This window comes from Rhodobacter ferrooxidans (genome assembly GCF_000176015.1).
In the GTDB taxonomy this organism is placed as follows: Bacteria; Pseudomonadota; Alphaproteobacteria; order Rhodobacterales; family Rhodobacteraceae; genus Pseudorhodobacter_B; species Pseudorhodobacter_B ferrooxidans.
On record NZ_ACYY01000001.1, the window covers coordinates 274,870 to 297,564 of the forward strand.

The following is a 22,695-nucleotide window of genomic DNA, read 5'->3' on the forward strand; positions in this document are numbered from 1 at the left end:
ATGTTTCCCCGCCCGATCCAGCAAGCCCCCCGCGCCAGCCGCATCGCCTATCAGGTGGCCTTGCCGGTGGCCTTGCTGCTGTGGCTGCTGCCGCTTCTGGGGGTGGCCATGACCTCGGTCAGGCCCGCCTCCGATCTGGCGCAGGGCAATTATTTCGGCATGCCCAGCTATCTGGCCTTCGAGAATTACGCCGACGTGTTCCGCAATTCGCCGATCGCGCATTACATCCTGAATTCGTTCAAGGTGACGATCCCGACGGTGATCGGCTGTCTGGTGCTGTCGTGCATGACCGGCTTTGCGCTGGCGATCTACAAGTTCCGCTCGAATCTGCTGGTATTTTTCCTGTTCGTGGCGGGCAATTTCGTGCCGTTCCAGATCTTGATGGTGCCGGTGCGCGACCTGACGCTGTCGCTGGGGCTTTACAATTCCACGCTGGGGCTGGCGCTGTTTCACATCGCCTTCCAGACCGGCTTTTGCACCCTGTTCATGCGCAATTTCATCAAGGCGCTGCCGTTCGAATTGATCGAGGCGGCGCGGGTGGAAGGCGTGTCCGAGGTGCGGATCTTCTGGTTCATCGTGCTGCCGCTGATGCGACCCGCCATCGCCGCACTTTCGGTGCTGATCTTCACCTTCATCTGGAACGACTATTTCTGGGCCACCGTGCTGACCACCTCGGCCGAGACGCAGCCAGTGACGGCGGGGTTGAATTCGCTGAACGGCCAATGGGTTGCGGCCTGGCATCTGGTGTCGGCGGGCAGCATCATCGCCGCCTTGCCGCCGGTGGTGATGTTCTTTGCGATGCAGAAACACTTCATCGCCGGTTTGACGCTGGGGGCGGTGAAATGACCGAATGGCGGCTGGACGCGGGGGGGCAGACGCTGGTGCTGGCCAGTGCGGGCGGTATTCCGGCGGTGGTCTATTGGGGGGCGACGTTGCCCGATGACGATCTGGGCCAACTGGTGCTGGCCGCGCAAAATGACCTGACCGGCGGCATGATCGACGCCCTGCCCACGCTGTCGCTTTGCCCGGAATCGGGGCGGGCGTTTCAGGGTCAGCCGGGCATGGTGATCCACGCGGCAGACGGCACGCCGCTGCACCCCGCCTTCCGGTTTTCCCATGCCGAAGAAACGCCGGGCCGGTTGGTTTTACACAGCACCAGCGACGGCCTGACCCTCAGCCACATCCTCACCGCCCAGCCCACCGGCGTCATCACCCTGCAAACCCGCCTCAACTCGGCCACGCCGATCCGCGTGCAGTGGCTGGCCGCCCCGGTGCTGCCCGCCCCGCAAGCCGCTGGCGAGTTGATCGACGTTTCCGGCAAATGGACCCGCGAGTTCCAGCTCAACCGCGTCCCCTGGACCCCCGGCATCCACCTGCGCGAGGCCCGCACCGGGCGATCCGGCCACGAGCATCCGCCCTGGCTGATCCTGCCCGAAACCGGCTGCACCAACACCCAAGGCACGGCTTTCGCGCTGCACTACGCCTGGTCCGGCGGTCATCGCATGCTGGCGGAAGAACTGCCCGACGGGCGGCGGCAGGTGCAGTTCGGTCACGCCACGGGTGCCGAAACCGAACCCGGCACCCGGTTCGAAACCGCCGAACTGATCGCCGCCCATTCCACCCGCGGCCTGAACGGCATCGCCGTCACCTTCCAACGCGATATCCGCGACCGCGTGGTGACCTGGCCCACCCCCGCCCGCCCCCGCCCGGTGCATTACAACTGCTGGGAGGCGGTGTATTTCAACCATACGTTGGAAGGCCTGACCGCCATCGCCACCCGCGCCGCTGCCCTTGGTGCCGAGCGCTTCGTGCTGGACGACGGCTGGTTTGGCCGCCGCAACGACGACACTTCGTCCTTGGGCGACTGGACGGTGGACAAGCGCAAATGGCCGCAGGGCTTGCACCCGCTGATCGCCCATGTCCACGCTCTCGGCATGACCTTCGGCCTGTGGTTCGAGCCGGAAATGGCCAACCCCGACAGCGACCTGCTGCGCGCCCACGCGGGCTGGCTGCTGGGGCCAGCCGATCAGGTGACGGGCCGCCACCAGATGGTGCTGAACCTGGCGCTGCCCGCGGTGCAGGACAACCTGTTCCGCCAAGTCTCGGCAGTCCTGACCGAATACCCCATCGACTACGTGAAATGGGACCACAACCGCCTGCTGCCGGTGGTTGATGCCGCGCAAACCCGCGGCGCCTATGCGCTGTTCGACCGGCTGCGCGCCGCCCACCCCGATGTTGAAATCGAAAGCTGCGCCTCGGGCGGAGGCCGGATTGATGCCGGGATTCTGGCCCGCACCCAGCGGGTCTGGCTGTCGGATTCCAACGACGCGCTGGAACGGCTGGCAATCCAGCACAACGCCGCCCTGTTCCTGCCCGCCGCCGTCACCGGCAGCCATGTCGGCCCGCGCCATTGCCACACTTCGGGCCGCATCCTGCCGATGGCGTTCCGCGCCACTGCCGCCGCCCAACGCCACATGGGATTCGAGATGGACCTGCGCGAGTTGACCGAGGCCGAGGCCGCCACCCTGACCGACGTCACGGCCTGGTGGAAAGCCAACCGCGCCTGGACCATGCGCGCCGATATCCACCGGCTTGACGCCGCCGACCCCGCCACCATTGCCGAACTGCAACTGGCCGAAGATGGCAGCCGCTTCATCGCCTTTATCGGCCAGCGGGACACCAGCCCGCAAATCCTGCCCCGCCCGCTGCGCCTGACCGGCCTCGACCCCGACGCCCGCTACCACATCACCCTGCGCAACCCCGAAGACGCCCCACCGCAGTCCCGCGGCCAGAATGCGCTGAAATCCGGCCCCTTGACCCTGTCCGGCCAATACCTGATGACCCATGGCCTGACCCTGCCCGTAGCCTGGCCCGCCACAATCTGGGTTGTCGAAGGCAGCCGCCTGTAATTCACCTTTGCTCAAATATCCCCGCCGGAGGCTCCGGCACCACCACAAGACCCGCCGCCAACAGGACGCAAAATGACCAACCTGCCCACCTACCCCGACCTTCACGGCACATCGGTTTTCATCACCGGCGGCGGCTCCGGCATCGGTGCGGCCCTGACCGAAGGCTTCCTGCGGCAAGGCGCCCGCGTCGCTTTTGTGCAACGTTCCGACGCCAGCGCCTTTTGCGACGCGATGCAGGCGAAAACCGGCAGCCGGCCGCTGTTCATCGCCTGCGACATCACCGATATCCCGGCCCTGCGTGCCGCCGTGGCCACCGCTGCCGCAGCACACGGCCCGATCCGCGTGCTGGTCAACAACGCCGCAAACGACATGCGTCACGACACCCTGAAGGTCACCGAAGAATTCTGGGACTGGTCGATGGCGATCAACCTGAAATCCTATTTCTTTGCGGCCCAAGCCGTGCTGCCCGGCATGCAGGCAGCGGGCGGCGGTTCGATCATCAACTTCACTTCGATCAGCTACATGTTCGGGGCGGCGGGCTATCCGGCCTATGCCACCGCCAATTCCGGCATCAACGGCCTGACCCGGACTCTGGCGCGCGAGTTTGGCCCCGACCGTATCCGGGTGAACGCGCTGGCCCCCGGCTGGGTGCTGACGCAGAAGCAGAAAGACCTCTGGGTAACGCCCGAAGGCCTGGCCGCCCATGTCGAACGCCAATGCCTGAAGGACACGCTGGCCCCCGAAGACATCGTCGGCGGCGTGCTGTTCCTGGCTTCGGACAGTTCGAAAATGATGACAGGCCAAGCCCTTGTGATCGACGGCGGGGTGGTGGTGACCGGATGACCATGGCCTTGCCAACCTGGATCGCGGTCGATTGGGGCACCACCCACCTGCGCGCCTATGCCATCGGGCCAGAGGGCGTGCTGGCCGACGCCGCCTCTGAAGACGGCATGGGCCAGCTTGCCCGCGACGGCTATGAACCGGCGCTGCTGCGACTGATTTCGCCCTGGCTGGCACCCGGGCGCGTCACTGAAGTGGTCGCCTGCGGCATGGTCGGCTCGCGTCAGGGCTGGTTCGAGGCACCCTACCGAACCGTGCCCTGCACACCACTTGATTCCGCCTCGCTGGTCACGGTACCAACCCGGGATGCGCGGCTGAAATTGCGGCTGGTGCCCGGATTGCGGCAAGATTCACCCGCCGACGTGATGCGCGGCGAGGAAACCCAGATCGCCGGGGCGCTGGCGGTGCTACCCGGTTTCGACGGCGTGTTTTGCCTGCCCGGAACCCATTCGAAATGGGTGCAGGTCAGCGCCGGCGAGGTGGTCAGTTTCCAGACCGCGATGACCGGCGAGCTGTTTTCGCTGCTGTCCAGCCAGTCGGTTCTGCGCCACGGCATGCAGGGCGACGGTTGGGATGAACAATCGTTCAGGAATGCGCTGTCCGATGCAATTTCCCGCCCGGAAAGGCTGGCGGCGCGGCTGTTTGCGTTGCGGGCCGAGGGGCTGATTGCCGGACTTTCCGCCGCTTCCGCCCGCGCCCGGCTGTCGGGCCTGCTGATCGGCATCGAGCTCGCTGCCGCCCGGCCCTATTGGCTAGGCCAGAGTGTCGCCCTGATCGGCGCCGAGGGGCTTTGCGCCACCTACGCCCGCGCTTTGGCCGCCCAAGGCATTGCCGCCCGGCAGCTTCCCGCCGCTGCCTGCACCATTGCCGGCCTTAGCCGCGCCCGCACCCCCAAGGTATCCGCATGACCCGCCCCCTCATTGCCATCCTGCGCGGCCTGACCCCGCCCGAAGCCCTGCCGGTGGCCGAGGCGCTGATTGCGGCAGGGATCACCCGCATCGAAGTGCCGCTGAACTCGCCCGATCCACTGACCAGCATCGCCGCAATGGCCCGCGCCTTTGGCCGCGACGCGCTGATCGGTGCCGGAACCGTGCTGACCACGGCCGATGTCGATCACGTGCATGCCGCCGGTGGCCGGTTGATCGTTTCGCCCAATGCCGATGCCGCGGTGATCGCCCGCACCAAGACCCATGGCATGCAAAGCTGGCCCGGCGTGATGACCCCGACCGAGTGTTTTGCCGCGCTGCAAGCCGGGGCTGACGGGTTGAAGCTGTTCCCCGCCTCGCTGATCGGCCCGGCCGGTTTGCAGGCCATTCGCGCCGTTCTTCCCGCCGACACCAGGGTTTTTGCGGTTGGTGGCGCGGGTCCTGCGAACTTTGCCGAATGGTTGCGTGCCGGAGCCGCTGGTTTCGGCATCGGCACCGCGCTCTACACCCCTGGCATGGCTATTTCCGAGGTTGCCACCCGTGCCAAAGCCTTGGTCGCCGCCTGGGATGAGGCCGCCGCATGAGCGGTGTGTTCGACAACAGATCCTGCGAACTGGGCGAGGGTCCGCTTTGGCATCCCGAACGTGAACAATTGTTCTGGTTTGACATTCTGGGCAAACGCCTGCTGTCGCAACGCCACGGCAAGCCACTGCAATGGCAATTCACGGAAATGGTTTCCGCCGCCGGCTGGATCAACGCCGACGAACTTCTGATCGCTTCGGAATCCGCTCTTTTCCGGTTCAACCTGGCAACCGGCGTGCGGAACGATCTTTGCCTACTGGAGGCCAACAACCCGGCAACCCGCAGCAACGATGGCCGCGCCGACCCCTATGGCGGCTTCTGGATCGGCACCATGGGCAAAGCAGCAGAGCCGCAAGCCGGAACGATCTATCGCTATTATGGGGGCGAATTAAAACGCCTTTTCCACGCTTTAACTATCCCCAACGCCATATGCTTCACCCCGGATGGCCGCTACGCGCATTTCGCGGATACCGTGACCCGGTGTGTCATGCGGGTGGCGCTGGACGACATGGGCTGGCCCAAAGCGGTGCCTGAAACCTTTCTCGATCTGCGTGCCGAAGGCCTCAATCCCGATGGCGCGGTGGTTGATGCGGCTGGCAACCTTTGGCTCGCGCAATGGGGTGCCGGTCGGGTCGCGGCCTATGCGCCGTCCGGCGATTTTCTGCGCGCGGTCAGTTTTGCAGCGCCCCACACCTCGTGCCCGGCGTTCGGTGGCAGTGATCTGATGACGCTGTTCTGCACCTCTGCGTTGCAGGGCATGGAGGCTTCGGCCCGCGCCGAAACCCCGGATGCCGGCAAGATCTTCGCCGCGCAGGGCATCGCCCGCGGTCAATATGAACATCAGGTCACATTATGAAACGCACCCTTGGCGTTTGCTACTATCCCGAACACTGGCCCGAGGATCAGTGGGCTGAAGATGCCGCCCGCATGGCCGAAATCGGCCTGACCTGGGTGCGGATCGGTGAGTTTGCCTGGAGCCGGATCGAGCCGGAACCGGGCCGACTTGACTGGGGCTGGCTGGATCGCGCCATCGCCACTCTTGGTGCCGCCGGGTTGCAGGTTGTGCTGGGCACCCCCACCGCCACGCCACCGCGCTGGATGCTGACCCGACATCCCGACATGCTGGCGCTGGACGCGCAGGGCCGCCCGCGCGGCTTCGGCTCGCGCAGGCACTACTGCTTTTCGCACCGGCCCTATCGCGTCGAATGTGCCCGCATCGTGACCCTGCTGGCCGAACGCTATGGCCAGAACCGCCATGTCGCCGCCTGGCAGACCGATAATGAATACGGCTGCCACGATACCACGCTGTCCTATTCGCCCGCCGCCCGCAATGCCTTCCGCAACTGGCTGGCGCAGCGCTATCAGTCGCCGCAGGCTTTGAACCGGGCCTGGGGCAACGTGTTCTGGTCGATGGACTATGCCAGCTTCGACGAGATCGAGTTGCCATACCTGACGGTGACCGAGGCCAACCCCGCGCATTGCATGGCTTTTCGCCGTTTCGCCAGTGACGAGGTTGCCAGTTTCAACCGCCTGCAAACCGAGATCATCCGCCGCCATTCGCCCTTCCCGATTGCCCATAACTACATGGGCGCGGTGACTGAGTTCGATCATTTCGCCACCGGTGCCGACCTGGATATTGCCGCCTGGGACGCCTATCCGTTGGGCTTTCTGGCCGACCGGGTGGCGGCTTCGGCCGCGCATAAACGGCGCTTCGCGCGGCAGGGCGACCCGGATTTTCAAGCCTTCCACCACGACCTTTACCGCGCGGTTGGCCGGGGCCGCTGGTGGGTGATGGAACAGCAGCCCGGCCCGGTGAACTGGGCGCCCTACAATCCCGATCCGCTGCCCGGAATGGCCCGGCTTTGGGCCTGGGAGGCCTTTGCCCATGGGGCGGAGGCGGTCTGCTATTTCCGTTGGCGGCAGGCACCGTTTGCGCAGGAACAGATGCACGCAGGGCTTTTGCGGCCGGATTCGGTTGCGGCGCCGGCCTATGCCGAGGCGGCTGTGGTGGCCCGCGAGCTGGCCGAAATGCCGGACGTGGAGCCTGCCGCGGCGCCGGTGGCGCTGATTTTCGACTATGCTTCGGCTTGGGCCTGGGCCACCCAACCGCAAGGGCGGGGGTTTGACTACTTCAATCTGGTGTTGGACTTTTACAAAGGTTTACGCAAGCTGGGGTTGTCGGTGGATATTTTACCACCTGACGCCCGTGAGCTTGGTCAATATGAACTTATGTTCGCTCCGGGTCTGGCAACGCTATCCGAAGGTTTGCGCGCAGCGGTGGCGACCACGAAGGGAATCGCTGTTTTCGGGCCGCGCAGCAACTGCAAGACCGTTGAATTTGCCACCCCGGGGCCCCTGCCGCCCAACTTGCCGGGGCTGGACTGCACTGTGGCGCGCGTGGAAAGCTTGCCGCCTGATCTGCCGGTAACTCTGTCGAATGGCGGGAGTTTCCTGCACTGGCGCGAGAAGTGCGAGGCCGTTGATGTGGCAGAAACCACCACCGACGGCTGGCCTGCCTTGATCGGGCGGGGGCCGGTGCGCTATCTGGCTGGCTGGCCGGATGAGCTGGCGTTGGAGCGGATACTCATTGCCCTATGCGCCGAGCGTGGCGTGGCGACCGAGGTGATGCCGGAGGGCCTGCGATGCCGGGAAACGGCGCGCATGCGGTTCTGGTTCAACTACAATTCGGAAGCCGTTTGCCATGCCGGGATGGAAATTCCGGCGGCTGGGGTTCACTGGCAGGCATTATAGCGAACTTTCATTCACTTACTTGTTCCCCGGGGCAGACTTACACCGCCCAATCCAAACGCCGCAGCCAGAATACAACTTTGTGTGCGGCACAATTCTGCCGTTGACCCTGCCGGGCAGGCCAAGCACCCTGCCCCGACACAGCGGAGCGCCCGATGACGAAGACCAGCATCTTTTCCCCGGTCCTGATCGCGGGCTGCATCATCCTGATGCTGGGGTTTTCGATCCGCGCCAGCTTTGGCGTGTTCCAGATCCCGATCGCCACCGAGTTCAACTGGCCAAGGTCGGAGTTTTCGCTGGCCATCGCCATCCAGAACCTTGCCTGGGGCATCGGCCAGCCGATCTTCGGCGCGCTGGCGGAAAAGTTTGGCGACCGCCGCGCCATCATTGCGGGAGCGTTGTTCTATGCGGCGGGGCTGGTGCTTTCCAGCTTTGCCGTCACGCCGGAACAGCACCAGTTGCTGGAGATTCTGGTCGGTTTCGGCATTGCCGGCACCGGTTTCGGGGTGATTCTGGCGGTGGTGGGGCGCGCGGCCTCGGTCGAGAACCGCAGTCTGGCCCTGGGCATCGCCACCGCAGCAGGCTCGGCGGGCCAGGTGTTCGGCGCGCCACTGGCCGAGTTTCTGTTGCGCTCGATGCCCTGGCAATCGGTGTTTCTGTTGTTCGCCGTGCTGATCCTGTCGTCGCTGTTCGCGCTACCGTTCCTGCGCTCGCCCACGGTCGCCACTCGGCAAGAGTTGGAAGAAACCATGGGCACCGTGCTGCTGCGGGCCTTTCGGGACCCGTCTTACATATTGATTTTCCTTGGGTTTTTCTCTTGCGGCTATCAGCTTGCGTTTCTGACGGCGCATTTCCCGGCCTTCGTGACCGAGGCTTGCGGCGCCATTGATCCGCGCGGGTCGCTGGCGGCTTTGGGCATCACCAGCACCTCGGCGCTTGGCGCAATTGCCATTTCGCTGATCGGCATGGCCAATATCGGCGGCTCGATTCTGGCGGGGTGGCTGGGCAAACGTTACAGCAAGAAATACCTGCTGGCGGGGATCTACCTTTTGCGCACGCTGATTTCGGCGGCCTTCATTCTGGTGCCGATGACGCCTGCCACCGTGCTGCTGTTCTCGCTGTCGATGGGGGCGCTGTGGCTGGCCACGGTGCCGCTGACCTCCGGCCTCGTGGCGCATATCTACGGGCTGCGCTACATGGGCACGCTGTATGGCTTTGTCTTCCTCAGCCACCAGATCGGCAGTTTCCTCGGTGTCTGGCTGGGCGGGCGGATGTATGACATCACCGGCAATTACACGCTGGTCTGGTGGATCGGCATCGGCGTCGGGGCGTTTTCCGCCATCGTGCACCTGCCGATCCGCGAGCGGCCCTTTGCCGCCCAACCTGCCTGAGCGCTACCGTTCCAACGGCCCAGCCACTAGAATTTCCAGATCGCGGTCGGGGGTGAAGTTGGTCTTTTCCATCACGAAAGTTGTCGGCCCGGTCTTCTGGATACCATCAGCGCACAGCGACACCACGTTGGTCGCAGCACCCTTGTCCAGCGTCAGGCGAAACTTGCCGATCGGCCCGGCCCAGGAATTGGCGGTGCGCAGCACATAGTCGATGTTCCAGGCCATCCCCATCGAGTAGGTTTCGCCGCTTTCGTCGGTATAGGCCAGCGCCTTGGCCATGGCGCGCGAGGTGCCGGCATCGACGCAATAGCGATCGACCTGATACTGCATGTAATCCGCAGTCGGCGGGTCTTCCCAGCCGAACAACCCGCCTGCGGGACGGTTTTCATAATCATGCACGATCTTGACCACCGCCCCCGCCGGGAAGGTCTGGGTCCAGTGATAGCGCAGGATCACCGACCACGCCGGGGCGACATAGTCCACCGAGCCGGTATCGGTGGGGAAATATTCGGCCAGCCCGGCGGCGGCGATCTTGGCCTGCTGATCGGGCGTCATCGCCAGAAGCATGGCAACCACGGTGTCGGGGTTCACCGTCAGCGGTATGCCAAGGGCGGCCAGTTCGGCGGTCACGTCGCGGCCGGGGGTGTCGTATTGCGCATTCAGCGGCCGGCCTTCCTCCCATGGCGGCTCGATGACGGCGATGCGGTCGATCTGCACCGGCACCGGTGCGCCATCAACGGTGGCGGTGAAGTTCACCAGATTTTCCCGCTCGCGGTCCTCGGGCAGGTTCCACGAGGATTCCATCATTCCGGCCAAGGGGATCGGCGGCAGCGGAAAGATCACTTCGCCGGTGACATCGGCGGCGGTGGTGTTGCGGAATACATAGGCGACGCGAATATGCTCGATGCCGATGAAAAGGTCTTCCTCCTCCATCGCCACGGCATCGGTCTGCCCGAAGGTCAGGCCGGTGGCCGACAGCCCGCCAAAGCCGTCGTTGGCCAGCGCCATCGCCGGGGCAAACAGCAGACAGGCCAGAACCGTAGTCCGTATCATCGCAACCCTCCTTGCGGTTTTGGCGTGACTGTGCGGCGAAACCGGCGTTGGGGCAAGCGGTGCATGGCCGCAGGCAAGGCTTGTAGAGCCGCGCCCCGCCTGACATTCTGGCCGCCGATCGAAAGGGTGCCCATGCGCGTCGGAATTGCCTGCCTCGTGCTGGCCTATGTTCTCAGTCAGTTCTACCGGGCCTGCCTTGCGGTGCTTAGCCCGGTGCTGAAGGCCGATCTGGGGGCAACGGCGGATGATCTGGCCTCGGCCTCCGGGCTGTGGTTTCTGGTGTTCGCGGTGATGCAGATACCGGTGGGCTGGGCGCTGGACCGGCTGGGGCCAAGGCGCACCACGGCGGTGCTGTTTGCCGTTGGCGGCGCCGGGGCGGCGCTGTTCGGGTTGGCGCAGGGGCCGGGGACGGTGCGGATCGCCATGGCGCTGATCGGGGTCGGCTGTTCGCCGGTGCTGATGGCGAGTTACTACATCTTTGCCCGCAGCTATTCGCCCGCAGTGTTCGGCACGCTGGCGGGGGCGACGCTGGGCATCGGCAGCCTTGGCAACATCGCGGGGTCGTTGCCGCTGGCCTGGGCGGTGGAGGCGTTCGGCTGGCGCGAGACGATGCTGGCGCTGGCGGCAATCACGCTGGCACTGGCCGGGGTGATCGCGGCTTTGGTGCGCGACCCGGCGCCGCTGCCGGAGGGACCGCGCGGATCGGTGCTGGATATCCTGAAGATCCCGGCGATGTGGGCGATCCTGCCGATGATGGTGGTGAACTACATGCCCGCCGCCGGCCTGCGCGGGCTGTGGGTCGGGCCGTATTACACCGACGTGTTCGGCGCCGATGCGATCGGCATTGGCCGGGTGACGCTGGCGATGGGCATGGCGATGGTCTTGGGCAACTTTGCCTATGGCCCGTTGGACCGGTTGCTGGGCAGCCGCAAATGGGTGGTGTTCACCGGCAATCTTCTGGCGCTGGCCTGTCTGCTGGGGCTGTTTTTCTGGCCCGCCGCGGGGGGGTGGACCACCATGCTGCTGCTGGCGGGCGTGGGCTTTTTTTGGTGCCACCTTCCCGATGATCATGGCGCATGGCCGGGCGTTCTTTCCGCCGCATCTGCTGGGCCGCGGCGTGACGCTGATGAACCTGTTCGGCATCGGCAGCATCGGTCTGGCGCAGATGGCTACCGGCCGCATCCATACTGCGCTGACCCCCAACCCGGCGCTGGTGAACAGCCTGCCGCCCACCGCGCCCTATGAGGCAATCTTCCTGTTCTTCGCCCTGACCTTGCTGGCAGGCACCCTGATCTATGCCTTCAGCCCCGACCGCACCGACTGACAACCGAGACCCCGCATGATCGTCTATCCCGCCGAATGGAACGCCCGCAAAGAGGCGGTGTTTGCCGCCCTGGCGCTGGCCGGTGGTGGCGGACGGCGGTTGCCGGTGGTATTCCTGTCGTTCCGCGATTTTCCCGAAACCACGGACAGGGTTGCCAAGGCACTGGCCCGCGCCAAGCGCCAGCCGAAGGGCGCCTTGGGCCGCTGGTTGAAGCGCCAGCTTCTGCGCGGCCAATACAACTGGGCGCGGCGGTATTTCGCCCGGCATCCCGAGCATTGCGCCGCCGCCTGGAACGGTTTGACCGGCACCCGCATGGCGTTTCTGGCAGGGGCGCGGGATGCCGGGGCGGCGGTGCTGCATGCCGAGCTTGCCCCCTTGCCGGGCCGCATCACGCTGGACCCCGCAGGCGTCAACGCTGAAAGTGCGGTGCCGCAGGATGCCGGGTTTTATGACACATGGGCCGGTGACGACCCTACCCGCAATGGCGACCAATGGCGGGCCATGGGCAGCGGCCTGACCGCCCGCGCCTCGCGCCGCAGTGATGTGGGGCAAGGCACCGCCGATCTGCCCGATACGCCCTTCCTGTTCTGCCCGCTGCAAGTGCCGAACGACAGTCAGGTGACGCTGTTTGCCGGCTGGTGCGGCGGCATGGCGGGGTTTCTGGCGGCACTGGCGCAGGCCGCCACCCACCTGCCCGAAGGCTGGCACCTGCGGCTGAAAGAACATCCCAGCGCCCGCCAATCCCTCGCCCCGCAACTCGCGCCGTTGCTGGCGACCGGGCGGGTAGTGCTGGACAACGCCGCCGACAGTTTTGCGCAACTGGCGGCCAGCCGGGGGGTGGTGACGCTGAACTCCTCGATGGGGTTGCAGGCGTTTTTCCATGACAAGCCGGTGGTCGCGCTGGGCCGGGCGTTCTTTGCCCTGCCGGGGCTGGTGACGCCCGCCGAAAACCAGACCGCGCTGAACGCCGCCTTTGCCGGGGCGGATACGCTGACCTACGACGCAGCCTTCCGCGCCCGTTTCATGAACTGGCTCGATCAGGTCTACTACCCGCGCTTTACCTTTGCCCAAGGCCAGCGCCCGCAAGCCGACCTTGCCGCCTTTGCCGAAAAAGTCGCACAGGCCCGCTCCACCGCCGCACGCCCCGCATAATCGCTTTTCCCCCGCCCGCCTTTGCGGTAAGGGGCAGCGTCATTCCGACACTGAAGGAGAGTGCCCGATGGGCTATAGGGTCGTCGTCGCGGGTGCCACGGGCAATGTGGGCCGCGAAATGCTGAACATCCTCGCCGAGCGCGAGTTTCCGGTGGACGAGATTGCGGCGCTGGCGTCGCGCAAATCCATCGGCACTGAAATCAGCTTTGGCGACAAGACCGTCAAGACCAAGGATATCGAGGGCTTCGACTTCACCGGCTGGGACATGGCGCTGTTCGCCATCGGGTCCGAGGCGACCAAGAAATACGCCCCGATCGCCGCGGCGCAGGGCTGCGTGGTGATCGACAACTCGTCGCTCTATCGCTACGACCCGGCGGTGCCGCTGATCGTGCCCGAGGTGAACGCCGACGCGATTTTCGACTACAAGAACAAGAACATCATCGCCAACCCGAACTGTTCGACCGCGCAGATGGTGGTGGCGCTGAAGCCGCTGCACGACCGCGCCCGCATCAAGCGCGTGGTGGTTTCGACCTATCAATCCGTGTCGGGTGCCGGCAAGGAAGGCATTGACGAGTTGTGGAACCAGACCAAGGGCATCTATGTGCCGGGTCAGGAAGTGGCGCCTTCCAAGTTCACCAAGCAGATCGCCTTCAACGTTATCCCGCATATCGACGTGTTCCTGGACGACGGCTCGACCAAGGAAGAATGGAAGATGGTCGCGGAAACCAAGAAGATCCTCGACAAGTCGATCAAGGTCACTGCCACCTGCGTGCGGGTGCCGGTGTTCGTCGGCCATTCGGAATCGATCAACATCGAGTTCGAAGAGTTTCTGGATGAACACGAGGCCCGCGATATCCTGCGCGAGGCACCGGGGGTCATGGTGATCGACAAGCGCGAAGCCGGTGGCTACATCACCCCGGTCGAATGTGTGGGCGATTACGCGACCTACATCAGCCGCATCCGGCAAGACAGCACCATCGACAACGGCATCAACCTGTGGTGCGTGTCCGACAACCTGCGCAAGGGCGCGGCGCTGAACGCGGTGCAGATCGCCGAAGTGCTGGGCAACCGCTGCCTGAAAAAGGGCTGACTGAAGCCACGCCGCTAAACTTCCCCAAAGGCCCTGCCCAGGCGGCGGGGCCTTTTGCTTTGTGCAAGCTGCCGAAATTTCAGGGGATTGAGTGGTGAGCCGGTCGGGATCCGAACCCGAGACCTACTGATTAAAAGTCAGTTGCTCTACCAACTGAGCTACCGGCCCACATCAGGGGCGCTGTTAGGAAAAGAACCGGGGCGGGTCAAGCGGAAAACGGAAATCTTCGCCGCTTTTCCGAAATTGAGGGGGTGGGGAAGGATGGTGAGCCGTGGCGGGTTCGAACCGCCGACACGCTGATTAAGAGTCAGCTGCTCTACCAACTGAGCTAACGGCCCTTCCTGCGGGCTGACTACTGCTGCCCGCAGCGAACTGCAAGGCCAAAGGCGGCGGCTGGATAATCCGCGCCTGCGGCAGTATAGCAGGCGTATGACATCAGCGACCAACCCCCTTGGTCTGGCTTTCATGAAGATGCATGGGCTGGGCAACGACTTCGTGGTGATCGATTCGCGCGGGCGCGGGGCGGTGACGACGCCTGCGCTGGCGCGGGCGCTTGGCGACCGGCATCGCGGCGTGGGGTTCGACCAGTTGGCCGAGATCAGGGATTCGGCCGAGGCGGATTTTGCCCTCGATTTCTGGAACAGCGACGGCAGCCGCGCCGGGGCTTGCGGCAATGCCACCCGCTGTGTGGCCGAATTCGTGATGCGCGGGTCAGGCAAAGCGGCGGTGACGCTGACCACCACCCGCGGGCACTTGCAGGCAGTGCGGCGGGCCGATGGGCTGGTGTCGGTCAACATGGGCGCACCACAGCTTGACTGGGCCGAGGTGCCGCTGGCCCGCCCCGCCGATACGCTGCATCTGCCGATTTCCGGCGATCCGGTGGCGGTGGGCATGGGCAATCCGCATTGCGTGTTCTTCGTCGGCAATGCCGAGACGGTGAACGTGGCCGATCTTGGCGCGCTGTTCGAGACCGATCCGCTGTTTCCGCAGAAAACCAATGTGGAATTCGCCACCCTGACCGGGCCGGACCGGCTGCGGATGCGGGTGTGGGAGCGTGGGGCTGGCATCACCCTGGCCTGCGGCTCGGGCGCCTGTGCTACCGCCGTGGCGGCCCACCGGCGCGGTCTGACCGGGCGCAAGGTCACGCTGGACCTCGACGGCGGCGCGCTGGAGATAGACTGGCGCAGCGATGGCGTCTGGATGACCGGCCCCACCGCGCATGTATTCGACGCCATGCTGCCGCCCGCCTTTCTGGCCAGCATCGGATGAGCGCGCCGATCTTTGCCACCCTTGGCTGTCGGCTGAACGCCTACGAGACCGAGGCAATGAAGGAACTGGCCGCTTCTGCCGGGGTGCAGGGCGCTGTGGTGGTGAACACCTGCGCGGTGACCGCCGAGGCGGTGCGCAAGGCCAAGCAGGAGATTCGCCGTCTGGCGCGCGAAAACCCCGGCGCTGCGATCATCGTCACCGGCTGTGCGGCGCAGACCGAACCCGCCACTTTCGCCGCCATGCCCGAGGTGACGCGGGTGGTCGGCAATGCCGAAAAGATGCAAGCCTCCACCTGGGCCGGGCTCGCGCCCGATCTGATCGGCATAACCGAACGGGTGCAGGTCGATGACATCATGTCGGTGCGCGAAACCGCGGGGCATCTGATCGACGGCTTCGGGCGGCATCGGGCCTATTTTCAGGTGCAGAACGGCTGCGACCACCGCTGCACCTTCTGCATCATCCCTTACGGCCGTGGCAACTCGCGTTCCGTGCCTGCGGGGGTGGTGGTCGAACAGATCAAGCGGCTGGTGGACAAGGGGTTTCAGGAAGTGGTGCTGACCGGGGTGGACCTGACCTCCTGGGGCGCCGACCTGCCCGGCACGCCCGCCCTGGGCGATCTGGTGCTGCGCATCCTGCGGCTGGTGCCCGATCTGCCGCGGCTGCGAATCTCGTCGATCGACAGTATCGAGGTGGACGGCGCGCTGATGGACGCCATCGCCGGCGAGCAACGGCTGATGCCGCATCTGCACCTGTCGCTGCAAGCGGGCGATGACCTGATCCTGAAGCGGATGAAGCGGCGGCATCTGCGCGACGACGCCATCCGGTTCTGCAATGAGGCCCGCCGGTTGCGCCCCGACATGGTGTTCGGCGCCGACATCATCGCCGGTTTCCCGACCGAGACCGAAGCGATGTTCCAACGCTCGCTGGACCTGGTGGCCGATTGCGGCCTGACCTTCCTGCACGTGTTTCCGTTCTCGGCCCGCAAGGGCACGCCCGCCGCCCGGATGCCGCTGGTGAGGGGGCCGGAGGTCAAGGAACGGGCGGCACGGCTGCGGGCGGCGGGGGATGCGGCGTTGCAGGGGCATCTGATGGCACAGGTCGGGCGGGCGCATGCGGTGCTGACCGAAAGCCCGCGCATGGGCCGCACCGGCCAGTTCACCGAAGTGGCCTTTGCTGCCGACCAGCCCGAGGGGCGGATCTTGCCGGTGGTGATTTCTGGCGTGCAGGGCGGGCAGTTGACCGCCTGAGCCTCGCAATCGCTGGCGGCAATGCCTACCTTGGATCGACACCGCAAAAGGAGCATCGCCATGGGCTATACCATCGACCGTCTGATCACCGGCGCCAGTTTCGACGAAGTGGACGCCCGCACCCGCGCTGCCCTGGCTGCCAAAGGCTTTGGCGTGCTGACCGAGATCGACGTGCAGGCGACGATGAAGAAGAAGCTGGACGCCGACATGGCGGCTTACCGCATCCTGGGCGCCTGCAACCCGAAGCTGGCGTTTGGCGCGATTGGCGTCGAGCCGCGGGTGGGGGCGATGCTGCCCTGCAACGTGATCCTGCGGGCGGTGGAGGGCGGCGTCGAGGTCAGCGCCATCGACCCGGTCGCCTCGATGCAGGCCATCGACAACGCCAAGCTGCACGCGGTGGCGGGCGAGGTGCGCGACCTGCTGGTGGGCGTGGTGGCGGCGATCTGACCGCAGAAAGACAAAATCCTTCGAAGGATTTTGGCAAGAGTTTTGCAAAACTCTTGGCTCGCGGCATCGGCGGCGGTCTAGCCTTGGGCCACCGGCACCCAGATCACATCGTCGATGCGGGGGGCTGCGGTGGCCAGCATCACCAGCCGGTCAAAGCCCATCGCAATGCCACTGGCAGGCGGCATATGGGCGAGGGCGGCCAGAAAATCCTCGTCCAGCGGGTAGCGGTGGCCGTAGACCCGCTGCTTTTCGTCCATCTCCAGCCCGAAACGGCGGCGCTGTTCGGCGGGGTTGGTCAACTCGCCAAAGCCGTTGGCGAGTTCAACGCCGCAGGCGTAAAGCTCGAAGCGTTCCGCCTCGCGCGGGTCGTCGGCGGTGGGGCGGGCCAGCGCCGCCTCGGCAATCGGATAGCGGTCGAGGATGGTGATGCGGCCCTGCCCCAGATGCGGCTCGACCTTGGCCACCAGCACGCGCGACAGCATGTCGGACCAGGTGTCGTCTGTGGTGGCGCGCAGGCCAGTGGCCACCAGCGCCGCGCGCAGGGCATCGGCGTCGGGGCTGCCATCGGCGGCAACGGTGGCCAGCAGGTCGATGCCCGCGTAGCGCAAAAACGCTTCGGCAACGCTCAGGCGTTCCGGGGCCAGAAACGGGTCGCAGGTGCGGTCACGGTAGCGCAGCAGGGTCACGCCCGCAGTCTGCGCGGCGAGCCGCAGCATGGCAGTGCAATCGTCCATCAGCACCGTGTAAGCCTCGCCCGCGCGATACCATTCCAGCATGGTGAATTCGGGGCTGTGCAGCGCCCCCCGCTCGCGGTTGCGCCAGACATGGGCGAAGGCGGCGATCCGCGTCTCGCCCGCCGCCAGCAGCTTTTTCATCGCAAACTCGGGCGAGGTGTGCAGATACATCGGCCGCGGCGCACCGTCATTGCCGATGGCCGTGGTGGCGAAGCCATGCAGATGCGCCTCGTTGCCGGGAGAGATTTGCAGGGCCACCGGATCGACCTCGGTAAAGCCCTCACCGGCCAGCCAGCCGCGCAGGGCCGCCTGAATCCGGTTGCGCGCCAGCAGCACGGGGCGGCGGTCGGCGTGGCGCTCGGGCGTCCACCAGGGCGAATTGGCATCGGTCATCGGGCTTGCGGCTTTCGACTGGAGATTTTGCGCGGGATGCGGTAGATGCGGCGGCGAAACCCGTCTGGCTTAGGCCGCGGAGCCGCCAACCACAAGGAAGCTTTCGTGAAAGTCATCGCCTCATCGCTGCGCAAAGGCAACGTCGTCGAACTGGACGGCAAGCTTTACATCGTTCTGAACGCCGAGAATTTCCACCCCGGCAAGGGCACGCCGACCACCAGCGTCGACATGCGCCGGATCTCGGATGGGGTGAAGGTCGCGGAACGCTGGCGCACCACCGAGATGGTGGAAAAGGCCACGGTGGACGAGCGCGAGTATGATTTCCTGTATGAAGACGGCGAGGGCTTTCACTTCATGGAACCCACGACCTACGAACAGGTGGCGGTGTCGCCCGATGTGGTGGGCGATCAGAAGGTGTTCCTGTCGGACGGCATCAAGGTGTTTCTGAAAACCTTCGATGGGGCGGCGATTGCCATTGAACTGCCGCAGAAGGTGACGGTAGAAATCACCGAAACCGAACCCGTGGTGAAGGGGCAAACCGCGTCCTCGTCCTACAAACCCGCCATCTGTTCCAATGGCATCCGGGTGATGGTGCCGCCGCATATCGGCGCGGGCACCAAGATCGTGATCAACACCGAAGATTATTCCTACGTCGAACGCGCGAAAGGCTAGGGCGTCAGGCTTTGCGGATGGTGGCGCCGGGCTGCATGATCGGCAGCAGCTCCACCACTTCGCTGGCGCGCTGACCGGCGACGATCTCGGCGGCGATGCGGCCAACCTCGTGGCGGCAGGCGTCCATCGTGGCCAACTGGATCGGCAGGCCGTCCAGCAGATCGACACCGTTGAAGCCAGCCATGCCAAGCTTGCCCGGCACGTCTATCCCCGCCTCCAGACAGTGCAGCAAGCCGCCCGCACCGATCATGTCGTTGGAATAATAAAGGAAATCCAGGTCTGGCGTGCGCTTCAGAATGGTCTGCGTCATCTCGCGGCCCTTCAGAAGCGCCGAGCCGCCGGAATAGAACTCTTGGTCCGCCACCGAAAGCCCGGCGGCAGCCAGCGCCGCGGTGAAGCCCTCCAGCCGTTTGCGGGCGCGGTGGTCGTCGGGCATCATCGTGCCCAGAAAGCCGATCCGGCGATAGCCCGCGGCGATGATCGCCTCGGCCATCTGCCGCCCGGCCCGGCGGTGCGAGATGCCGACGGCGGCATCTATCGGGGTGCCATCGACATCCATGATCTCGACGATCGGGATGCCGGAATTCTGCATCATGGCGCGGGCGGCATCGGTATGTTCCAGCCCGGCGATGATCACCCCCGAGGGGCGCCAGGACAGCATTTCATACAGCACCGCTTCCTCGCGGTCGGGCGCGTAGTTGGTGACACCGACCACCGGCTGCAACCCGGTGTGGTCCAGCACTTCGGAAATGCCGGTCATCACCTCGGGGAACACCATGTTCGACAGCGAGGGAATGATGACCGCCACCAGATTGACCCGCTGGCTGGCCAAAGCGCCGGCAATCTTGTTGGGCACATAACCCAGGGCGCGCGCGGCCTCCAGCACCTTGGAGCGGGTGGCATCGGACACGTCGCCACGGCTGCGCAACACCCGGCTGACGGTCATTTCGCTGACACCGGAAGCCTCGGACACGTCGCGCAGGGTCAGGGCGTGGCGATGATCGGCAACCGGGGGCTTGGACACGGGGCAACACCTTTCAGGCTGGATATCGCCTTGTTAGCGGTATTGGCGCCGATGGCCAAGGGCCGATGCCGCACCTCTGCCTTGCAGCCCGCACCTGCCCGGTTGCCGAACCCGAAGAACCGGGTTAGACAACAGGCAGGAGATGAGGTCTGCGTAGCTCAGCTGGATAGAGCACAGGATTCCTATTTTAATTGGGCGTTGCACAAGGAAACGGTGCAACGGATCTGCTCAAAGTCGGGGAACGCTTCGGCGCGATTGCGCCATGCCAATCCCGAGCCAAGCCCGGTGCGCCGGGAAGGTGTAGAGACTGGACGGGCAGCGCCTGACGGCCCTCGGGCACAAGGTGAAGGGACAGTCCAGACCACGAACGCCCCCTGCGGGCGGCGGCGAAAGCCGAAGTGGTATGAATCCTGGGGCCGTGGGTTCAAATCCCGCCGCGGACACCATCTCCTGCCCTCGGGTTCTGGCGGTTGCGGATCAGCGGCGGAACCGGCGAATCATGGCGGCAATGGCGTCGATGCCGATTCTGGCGGAAAGCTGGTCGTGGTAGAAACTCCGGCCGCGCGCGCCCATCGCCGCGCGCTCGTCGGCGTTCATCGCGGCAAGTTCAAGCACTTTGGCGGCAAGATCGGCGGGGTCTTCGGGGGTGGCCGTCAAACCCGCTGCAGCCCGCAGCACCAGATCGGCGGCATCGCCGCGGACAGCCATCAGAATCGGTCGCCCGGCATAGAGATAGGCCTGTGTCTTGGAGGGGATGGTGATCCGGAACAGCGGCTCGTCCTTGAGGTGGACCAGCAGGCAGTCGGCGGCGGCCAGAAAGGCCTGCACTTCGGCAAGCGGCACCCGCGGCAGGAATCGCGTGTTGGTCAGGCCCAACCGGCCCGCCAGGTCTTCAAGGACCGGGCGCTCGGTGCCGCCGCCCATGAACAGGAAGGTCACGTCTGACCGCGATTTCTGCACCAGGGCGGCGGCCTGCAGAACCGCCTCCAGACCCTGCGCCGCCCCCATGTTGCCGGCAAACAGCAGCCGCAGGCCATCGTCGGCGTGATACCCCGCAGGCAGTGCGGCGGTTGTCGGCAAAGCGGTTTCTTCAGCCCAGTTGTAGATGACGGAAACCTTTTCCGCAGGCACGCCACGCTGGATCAGCAGGCTGCGAAAACCCGGGGACAGCACGATGATGTGGTCGCAACCGCGATACAGCACCCCGCAGAAAAAGTTCACCACGGCCAGCAGGGCCGGGTTTTTCATCATGCCCGACGCCCCCAGCGAATCCGGCCACATGTCCTGAATATCAAGGACAATCGGTGTGCGGCGGAACAGTTTGGCGGCAACGGCGGCCAATCCGGCGGTCAGCGAGGGGTAATAGACGTAAATCAGGTCGGCGCGACGGGCGCGGAACAGCAGATAGGCCAAGGACGTGAAGAAAAAGCTGAGGTAGCACAGAATACGCCGGACAGCGCTTTGGTCGTGCGAGGGATACATCGCCAGCCGCGTCACCTCGACGCCGTCCATCCGTTGTCGCAGCAGCGGCCGGATGCGATGCCCCGGATAGACCTTGCCGCCCGGATAGTTGGGAAAGCCGGTCACCACCTCGGCTTCAATGCCGCGGTCGCGCAAGGCCTTGATGAAGCCAAGCCCCTTGAACGTCGGCTCGGGGTCGAACAACTGACTGAGATAGATGATGCGACAGGGGTTCCCGGATGCCGGATCCGGGCCTGCGGATCGGGCGGACGCGATCATGTCAGGTCGTTGGTGCGAATACCGTCCCAGGTATTCGACAATTTTGCAGTGCCGAGAATCAGGCTGACCACCCGTTCCGAGGTGTTGGTGATGCAGTAATCCGCCGGCACCGGCTGCGGCAGGCCTGCGGCAACACGATCAGCAAACATCCGGGTCACGGCATCGACGCCATTCAACATGGTGTCGCGGTCCAGCCCGGTCATCAGGATGCAGCCGACGTCCAGGCCCTCGGGCCGCTCGATGGCGTCGCGCGGCGTGATGGCGGGAAACCCCAGAATCGAGGCTTCTTCGGCAATGGTGCCGCTGTCGGAAATGGCACAAAAAGCCTGCATCTGCAGGTGGTTGTAATCGTGAAAGCCGAAGGGCTTGAGGTATTGCACCCGCGGATCCAGACTTTGGTTCCCCAGCGCCTCCAGACGTTTGCGGGTGCGCGGGTGGGTGGAAACGATCACCGGCATGTCATGGCGCACCGCCAGCGCGTTCAGCGTGGCTTGCAGGGCGGCAAGCCGGTCGCTGCTGTCAACGTTTTCCTCGCGGTGCAGCGAGACGATGAAATAGCCGCGCGCCCGCAGGCCCAACCGCTGCAACACGTCCGAGGCGTCAATGCGGCTACGGTAATGCTCCAGCACCTCGCGCATCGGCGAGCCGGTCAGGTAGATGCGGCGGTGCTGGATGCCTTCGGACAGCAGATGCCGGCGGGCATGTTCGGTGTAGACCAGATTGAAATCGGCAATGTGATCGACGATCTTGCGATTGGTCTCCTCGGGCACGTTGCGGTCGAACGAGCGGTTGCCGGCTTCCATGTGATAGACCGGCACCTTCATCCGCCGGGCAATGATGGCGGCGATGGCGGAATTGGTGTCGCCCAGCACCAGAACGGCATCGGGGCGGCGATCCCGGATCACCTTTTCGCTTTCGATCAGAATCTTGCCCATGGTCTCGCCCAGGCTGCCACCGCCGGTGCCAAGAAAATGGTCGGGGCGGCGCACGCCGAGGTCCTGGAAAAACACCTCGTTCAGCTCGTGGTCCCAGTTCTGCCCGGTATGGACGATGCAATGATCGGTGAAATCATCCAGTCGCGCCATCACCCGCGATAGCCGGATGATCTCGGGGCGGGTGCCAAGGATGGTCATCACATTCAATCGGGTCATGGA

The 22,695-nt window shown here is 65.1% G+C and carries 19 protein-coding genes, 2 tRNA genes and 1 pseudogene; 15 read left to right on the forward strand and 7 right to left on the reverse strand.

Annotation, left to right across the window (positions count from 1 at the left end):
- The 8 genes from RSW2DRAFT_RS01325 (at window position 1) to RSW2DRAFT_RS01360 (ending at window position 9,396) form a co-directional block, all read left to right on the forward strand.
- Complete coding sequence (locus tag RSW2DRAFT_RS01325; RefSeq protein WP_008027265.1) at window positions 1-846, forward strand: carbohydrate ABC transporter permease; 846 nt, start codon at window positions 1-3, stop codon at window positions 844-846.
- Window positions 843-2,909, forward strand: coding sequence for an alpha-galactosidase (locus tag RSW2DRAFT_RS01330; protein WP_008027267.1), 2,067 nt, complete (start codon window positions 843-845; stop codon window positions 2,907-2,909). The genes RSW2DRAFT_RS01325 and RSW2DRAFT_RS01330 overlap by 4 nt, the downstream gene beginning before the upstream one ends.
- A gap of 72 nt (window positions 2,910-2,981) precedes the next feature.
- On the forward strand, window positions 2,982-3,752 hold the full coding sequence (locus tag RSW2DRAFT_RS01335) for an SDR family NAD(P)-dependent oxidoreductase (protein ID WP_008027269.1): 771 nt from the start codon (window positions 2,982-2,984) through the stop codon (window positions 3,750-3,752).
- 2 nt (window positions 3,753-3,754) lie between these two features.
- Complete coding sequence (locus RSW2DRAFT_RS01340; protein WP_008027270.1) at window positions 3,755-4,657, forward strand: 2-dehydro-3-deoxygalactonokinase; 903 nt, start codon at window positions 3,755-3,757, stop codon at window positions 4,655-4,657.
- Entirely contained in the window at window positions 4,654-5,259 is a 606-nt protein-coding gene (locus tag RSW2DRAFT_RS01345; RefSeq protein WP_008027272.1) for a 2-dehydro-3-deoxy-6-phosphogalactonate aldolase, read from the forward strand. The genes RSW2DRAFT_RS01340 and RSW2DRAFT_RS01345 overlap by 4 nt, the downstream gene beginning before the upstream one ends.
- Complete coding sequence (locus tag RSW2DRAFT_RS01350; protein WP_008027275.1) at window positions 5,256-6,113, forward strand: SMP-30/gluconolactonase/LRE family protein; 858 nt, start codon at window positions 5,256-5,258, stop codon at window positions 6,111-6,113. Before RSW2DRAFT_RS01345 ends, RSW2DRAFT_RS01350 begins: the two co-directional genes overlap by 4 nt.
- Window positions 6,110-8,008: a beta-galactosidase gene (locus RSW2DRAFT_RS01355; protein WP_008027276.1), complete on the forward strand. Its 1,899-nt coding sequence runs from the start codon at window positions 6,110-6,112 to the stop codon at window positions 8,006-8,008. The genes RSW2DRAFT_RS01350 and RSW2DRAFT_RS01355 overlap by 4 nt, the downstream gene beginning before the upstream one ends.
- A 152-nt stretch (window positions 8,009-8,160) precedes the next feature.
- A complete protein-coding gene (locus tag RSW2DRAFT_RS01360) occupies window positions 8,161-9,396 on the forward strand; it encodes an MFS transporter (RefSeq protein ID WP_008027277.1) in 1,236 nt (411 codons plus the stop codon).
- Window positions 9,397-9,399: 3 nt separating this feature from the next.
- Here RSW2DRAFT_RS01360 and RSW2DRAFT_RS01365 read toward each other — a convergent pair whose 3' ends face one another.
- Window positions 9,400-10,449, reverse strand: a complete 1,050-nt coding sequence (locus RSW2DRAFT_RS01365; protein WP_008027278.1) for a DUF4424 family protein — start codon at window positions 10,447-10,449, stop codon at window positions 9,400-9,402.
- A 132-nt stretch (window positions 10,450-10,581) separates the two neighbouring features.
- Between RSW2DRAFT_RS01365 and RSW2DRAFT_RS01370 the strand changes: the two are divergent.
- The 3 genes and pseudogenes from RSW2DRAFT_RS01370 to RSW2DRAFT_RS01380 all read left to right on the forward strand — a co-directional run bounded on the left by RSW2DRAFT_RS01370 (window position 10,582) and on the right by RSW2DRAFT_RS01380 (window position 14,015).
- Window positions 10,582-11,773, forward strand: a pseudogene (locus tag RSW2DRAFT_RS01370) (MFS transporter).
- 15 nt (window positions 11,774-11,788) lie between these two features.
- Window positions 11,789-12,925, forward strand: a complete 1,137-nt coding sequence (locus RSW2DRAFT_RS01375; protein WP_008027280.1) for a capsular polysaccharide export protein, LipB/KpsS family — start codon at window positions 11,789-11,791, stop codon at window positions 12,923-12,925.
- 67 nt (window positions 12,926-12,992) lie between these two features.
- Window positions 12,993-14,015, forward strand: coding sequence for an aspartate-semialdehyde dehydrogenase (locus tag RSW2DRAFT_RS01380; RefSeq protein WP_008027281.1), 1,023 nt, complete (start codon window positions 12,993-12,995; stop codon window positions 14,013-14,015).
- Window positions 14,016-14,107: 92 nt separating this feature from the next.
- On the opposite strand, the gene RSW2DRAFT_RS01385 is transcribed toward RSW2DRAFT_RS01380, so the two are convergent.
- Together RSW2DRAFT_RS01385 and RSW2DRAFT_RS01390 are read right to left on the reverse strand one after the other, a co-directional pair.
- Window positions 14,108-14,183: transfer RNA gene (locus RSW2DRAFT_RS01385), tRNA-Lys, on the reverse strand.
- A gap of 94 nt (window positions 14,184-14,277) precedes the next feature.
- Window positions 14,278-14,353, reverse strand: a tRNA-Lys gene (locus RSW2DRAFT_RS01390).
- Window positions 14,354-14,444: 91 nt separating this feature from the next.
- Between RSW2DRAFT_RS01390 and dapF the strand changes: the two genes are divergently transcribed.
- Genes dapF through RSW2DRAFT_RS01405 form a run of 3 tightly spaced genes read left to right on the forward strand, consistent with a single transcriptional unit; the run spans window position 14,445 to window position 16,978 of the window.
- A complete protein-coding gene (gene dapF / locus RSW2DRAFT_RS01395; protein WP_008027282.1) occupies window positions 14,445-15,284 on the forward strand; it encodes a diaminopimelate epimerase in 840 nt (279 codons plus the stop codon).
- The gene (mtaB, locus tag RSW2DRAFT_RS01400) at window positions 15,281-16,531 is read left to right on the forward strand and encodes a tRNA (N(6)-L-threonylcarbamoyladenosine(37)-C(2))-methylthiotransferase MtaB (RefSeq protein ID WP_008027283.1); all 1,251 of its coding nucleotides are present in this window, start codon (window positions 15,281-15,283) and stop codon (window positions 16,529-16,531) included. Before dapF ends, mtaB begins: the two co-directional genes overlap by 4 nt.
- 60 nt (window positions 16,532-16,591) lie before the next feature.
- A complete protein-coding gene (locus RSW2DRAFT_RS01405) occupies window positions 16,592-16,978 on the forward strand; it encodes a DUF302 domain-containing protein (RefSeq protein ID WP_008027284.1) in 387 nt (128 codons plus the stop codon).
- Window positions 16,979-17,055: 77 nt separating this feature from the next.
- On the opposite strand, the gene epmA is transcribed toward RSW2DRAFT_RS01405, so the two are convergent.
- Window positions 17,056-18,105, reverse strand: coding sequence for an EF-P lysine aminoacylase EpmA (gene epmA, locus RSW2DRAFT_RS01410; protein ID WP_008027285.1), 1,050 nt, complete (start codon window positions 18,103-18,105; stop codon window positions 17,056-17,058).
- Window positions 18,106-18,210: 105 nt separating this feature from the next.
- Between epmA and efp the strand changes: the two genes are divergently transcribed.
- Window positions 18,211-18,777: an elongation factor P gene (gene efp / locus RSW2DRAFT_RS01415; RefSeq protein ID WP_040671376.1), complete on the forward strand. Its 567-nt coding sequence runs from the start codon at window positions 18,211-18,213 to the stop codon at window positions 18,775-18,777.
- A gap of 4 nt (window positions 18,778-18,781) precedes the next feature.
- On the opposite strand, the gene RSW2DRAFT_RS01420 is transcribed toward efp, so the two are convergent.
- The 3 genes from RSW2DRAFT_RS01420 to wecB all read right to left on the reverse strand — a co-directional run bounded on the left by RSW2DRAFT_RS01420 (window position 18,782) and on the right by wecB (window position 22,692).
- Window positions 18,782-19,801 carry a LacI family DNA-binding transcriptional regulator gene (locus RSW2DRAFT_RS01420; RefSeq protein ID WP_008027288.1) on the reverse strand — a complete coding sequence of 340 codons (1,020 nt, stop codon included), beginning with the start codon at window positions 19,799-19,801 and terminating at the stop codon, window positions 18,782-18,784.
- Between the two features lie 477 nt (window positions 19,802-20,278).
- Window positions 20,279-21,541, reverse strand: coding sequence for a glycosyltransferase family 4 protein (locus RSW2DRAFT_RS01425; RefSeq protein ID WP_008027290.1), 1,263 nt, complete (start codon window positions 21,539-21,541; stop codon window positions 20,279-20,281).
- Window positions 21,538-22,692: a non-hydrolyzing UDP-N-acetylglucosamine 2-epimerase gene (wecB, locus tag RSW2DRAFT_RS01430; RefSeq protein WP_008027292.1), complete on the reverse strand. Its 1,155-nt coding sequence runs from the start codon at window positions 22,690-22,692 to the stop codon at window positions 21,538-21,540. The genes RSW2DRAFT_RS01425 and wecB overlap by 4 nt, the downstream gene beginning before the upstream one ends.
- Window positions 22,693-22,695 lie beyond the last annotated feature (3 nt).

Bases quoted from the DNA above. Each gene is read 5' to 3' on its own strand.
- RSW2DRAFT_RS01355 (WP_008027276.1), top strand. From the start codon at position 6,110: ATGAAACGCACCCTTGGCGTTTGCTACTATCCCGAACACTGGCCCGAG.
- mtaB (WP_008027283.1), top strand. From the start codon at position 15,281: ATGAGCGCGCCGATCTTTGCCACCCTTGGCTGTCGGCTGAACGCCTAC.
- RSW2DRAFT_RS01425 (WP_008027290.1), bottom strand. From the start codon at position 21,541: ATGATCGCGTCCGCCCGATCCGCAGGCCCGGATCCGGCATCCGGGAAC.
- RSW2DRAFT_RS01365 (WP_008027278.1), bottom strand. From the start codon at position 10,449: ATGATACGGACTACGGTTCTGGCCTGTCTGCTGTTTGCCCCGGCGATG.
- wecB (WP_008027292.1), bottom strand. From the start codon at position 22,692: ATGACCCGATTGAATGTGATGACCATCCTTGGCACCCGCCCCGAGATC.
- RSW2DRAFT_RS01345 (WP_008027272.1), top strand. From the start codon at position 4,654: ATGACCCGCCCCCTCATTGCCATCCTGCGCGGCCTGACCCCGCCCGAA.
- RSW2DRAFT_RS01325 (WP_008027265.1), top strand. From the start codon at position 1: ATGTTTCCCCGCCCGATCCAGCAAGCCCCCCGCGCCAGCCGCATCGCC.
- RSW2DRAFT_RS01350 (WP_008027275.1), top strand. From the start codon at position 5,256: ATGAGCGGTGTGTTCGACAACAGATCCTGCGAACTGGGCGAGGGTCCG.
- RSW2DRAFT_RS01375 (WP_008027280.1), top strand. From the start codon at position 11,789: ATGATCGTCTATCCCGCCGAATGGAACGCCCGCAAAGAGGCGGTGTTT.
- RSW2DRAFT_RS01405 (WP_008027284.1), top strand. From the start codon at position 16,592: ATGGGCTATACCATCGACCGTCTGATCACCGGCGCCAGTTTCGACGAA.
- RSW2DRAFT_RS01340 (WP_008027270.1), top strand. From the start codon at position 3,755: ATGGCCTTGCCAACCTGGATCGCGGTCGATTGGGGCACCACCCACCTG.
- RSW2DRAFT_RS01330 (WP_008027267.1), top strand. From the start codon at position 843: ATGACCGAATGGCGGCTGGACGCGGGGGGGCAGACGCTGGTGCTGGCC.
- epmA (WP_008027285.1), bottom strand. From the start codon at position 18,105: ATGACCGATGCCAATTCGCCCTGGTGGACGCCCGAGCGCCACGCCGAC.
- RSW2DRAFT_RS01335 (WP_008027269.1), top strand. From the start codon at position 2,982: ATGACCAACCTGCCCACCTACCCCGACCTTCACGGCACATCGGTTTTC.
- dapF (WP_008027282.1), top strand. From the start codon at position 14,445: ATGACATCAGCGACCAACCCCCTTGGTCTGGCTTTCATGAAGATGCAT.
- RSW2DRAFT_RS01360 (WP_008027277.1), top strand. From the start codon at position 8,161: ATGACGAAGACCAGCATCTTTTCCCCGGTCCTGATCGCGGGCTGCATC.
- RSW2DRAFT_RS01380 (WP_008027281.1), top strand. From the start codon at position 12,993: ATGGGCTATAGGGTCGTCGTCGCGGGTGCCACGGGCAATGTGGGCCGC.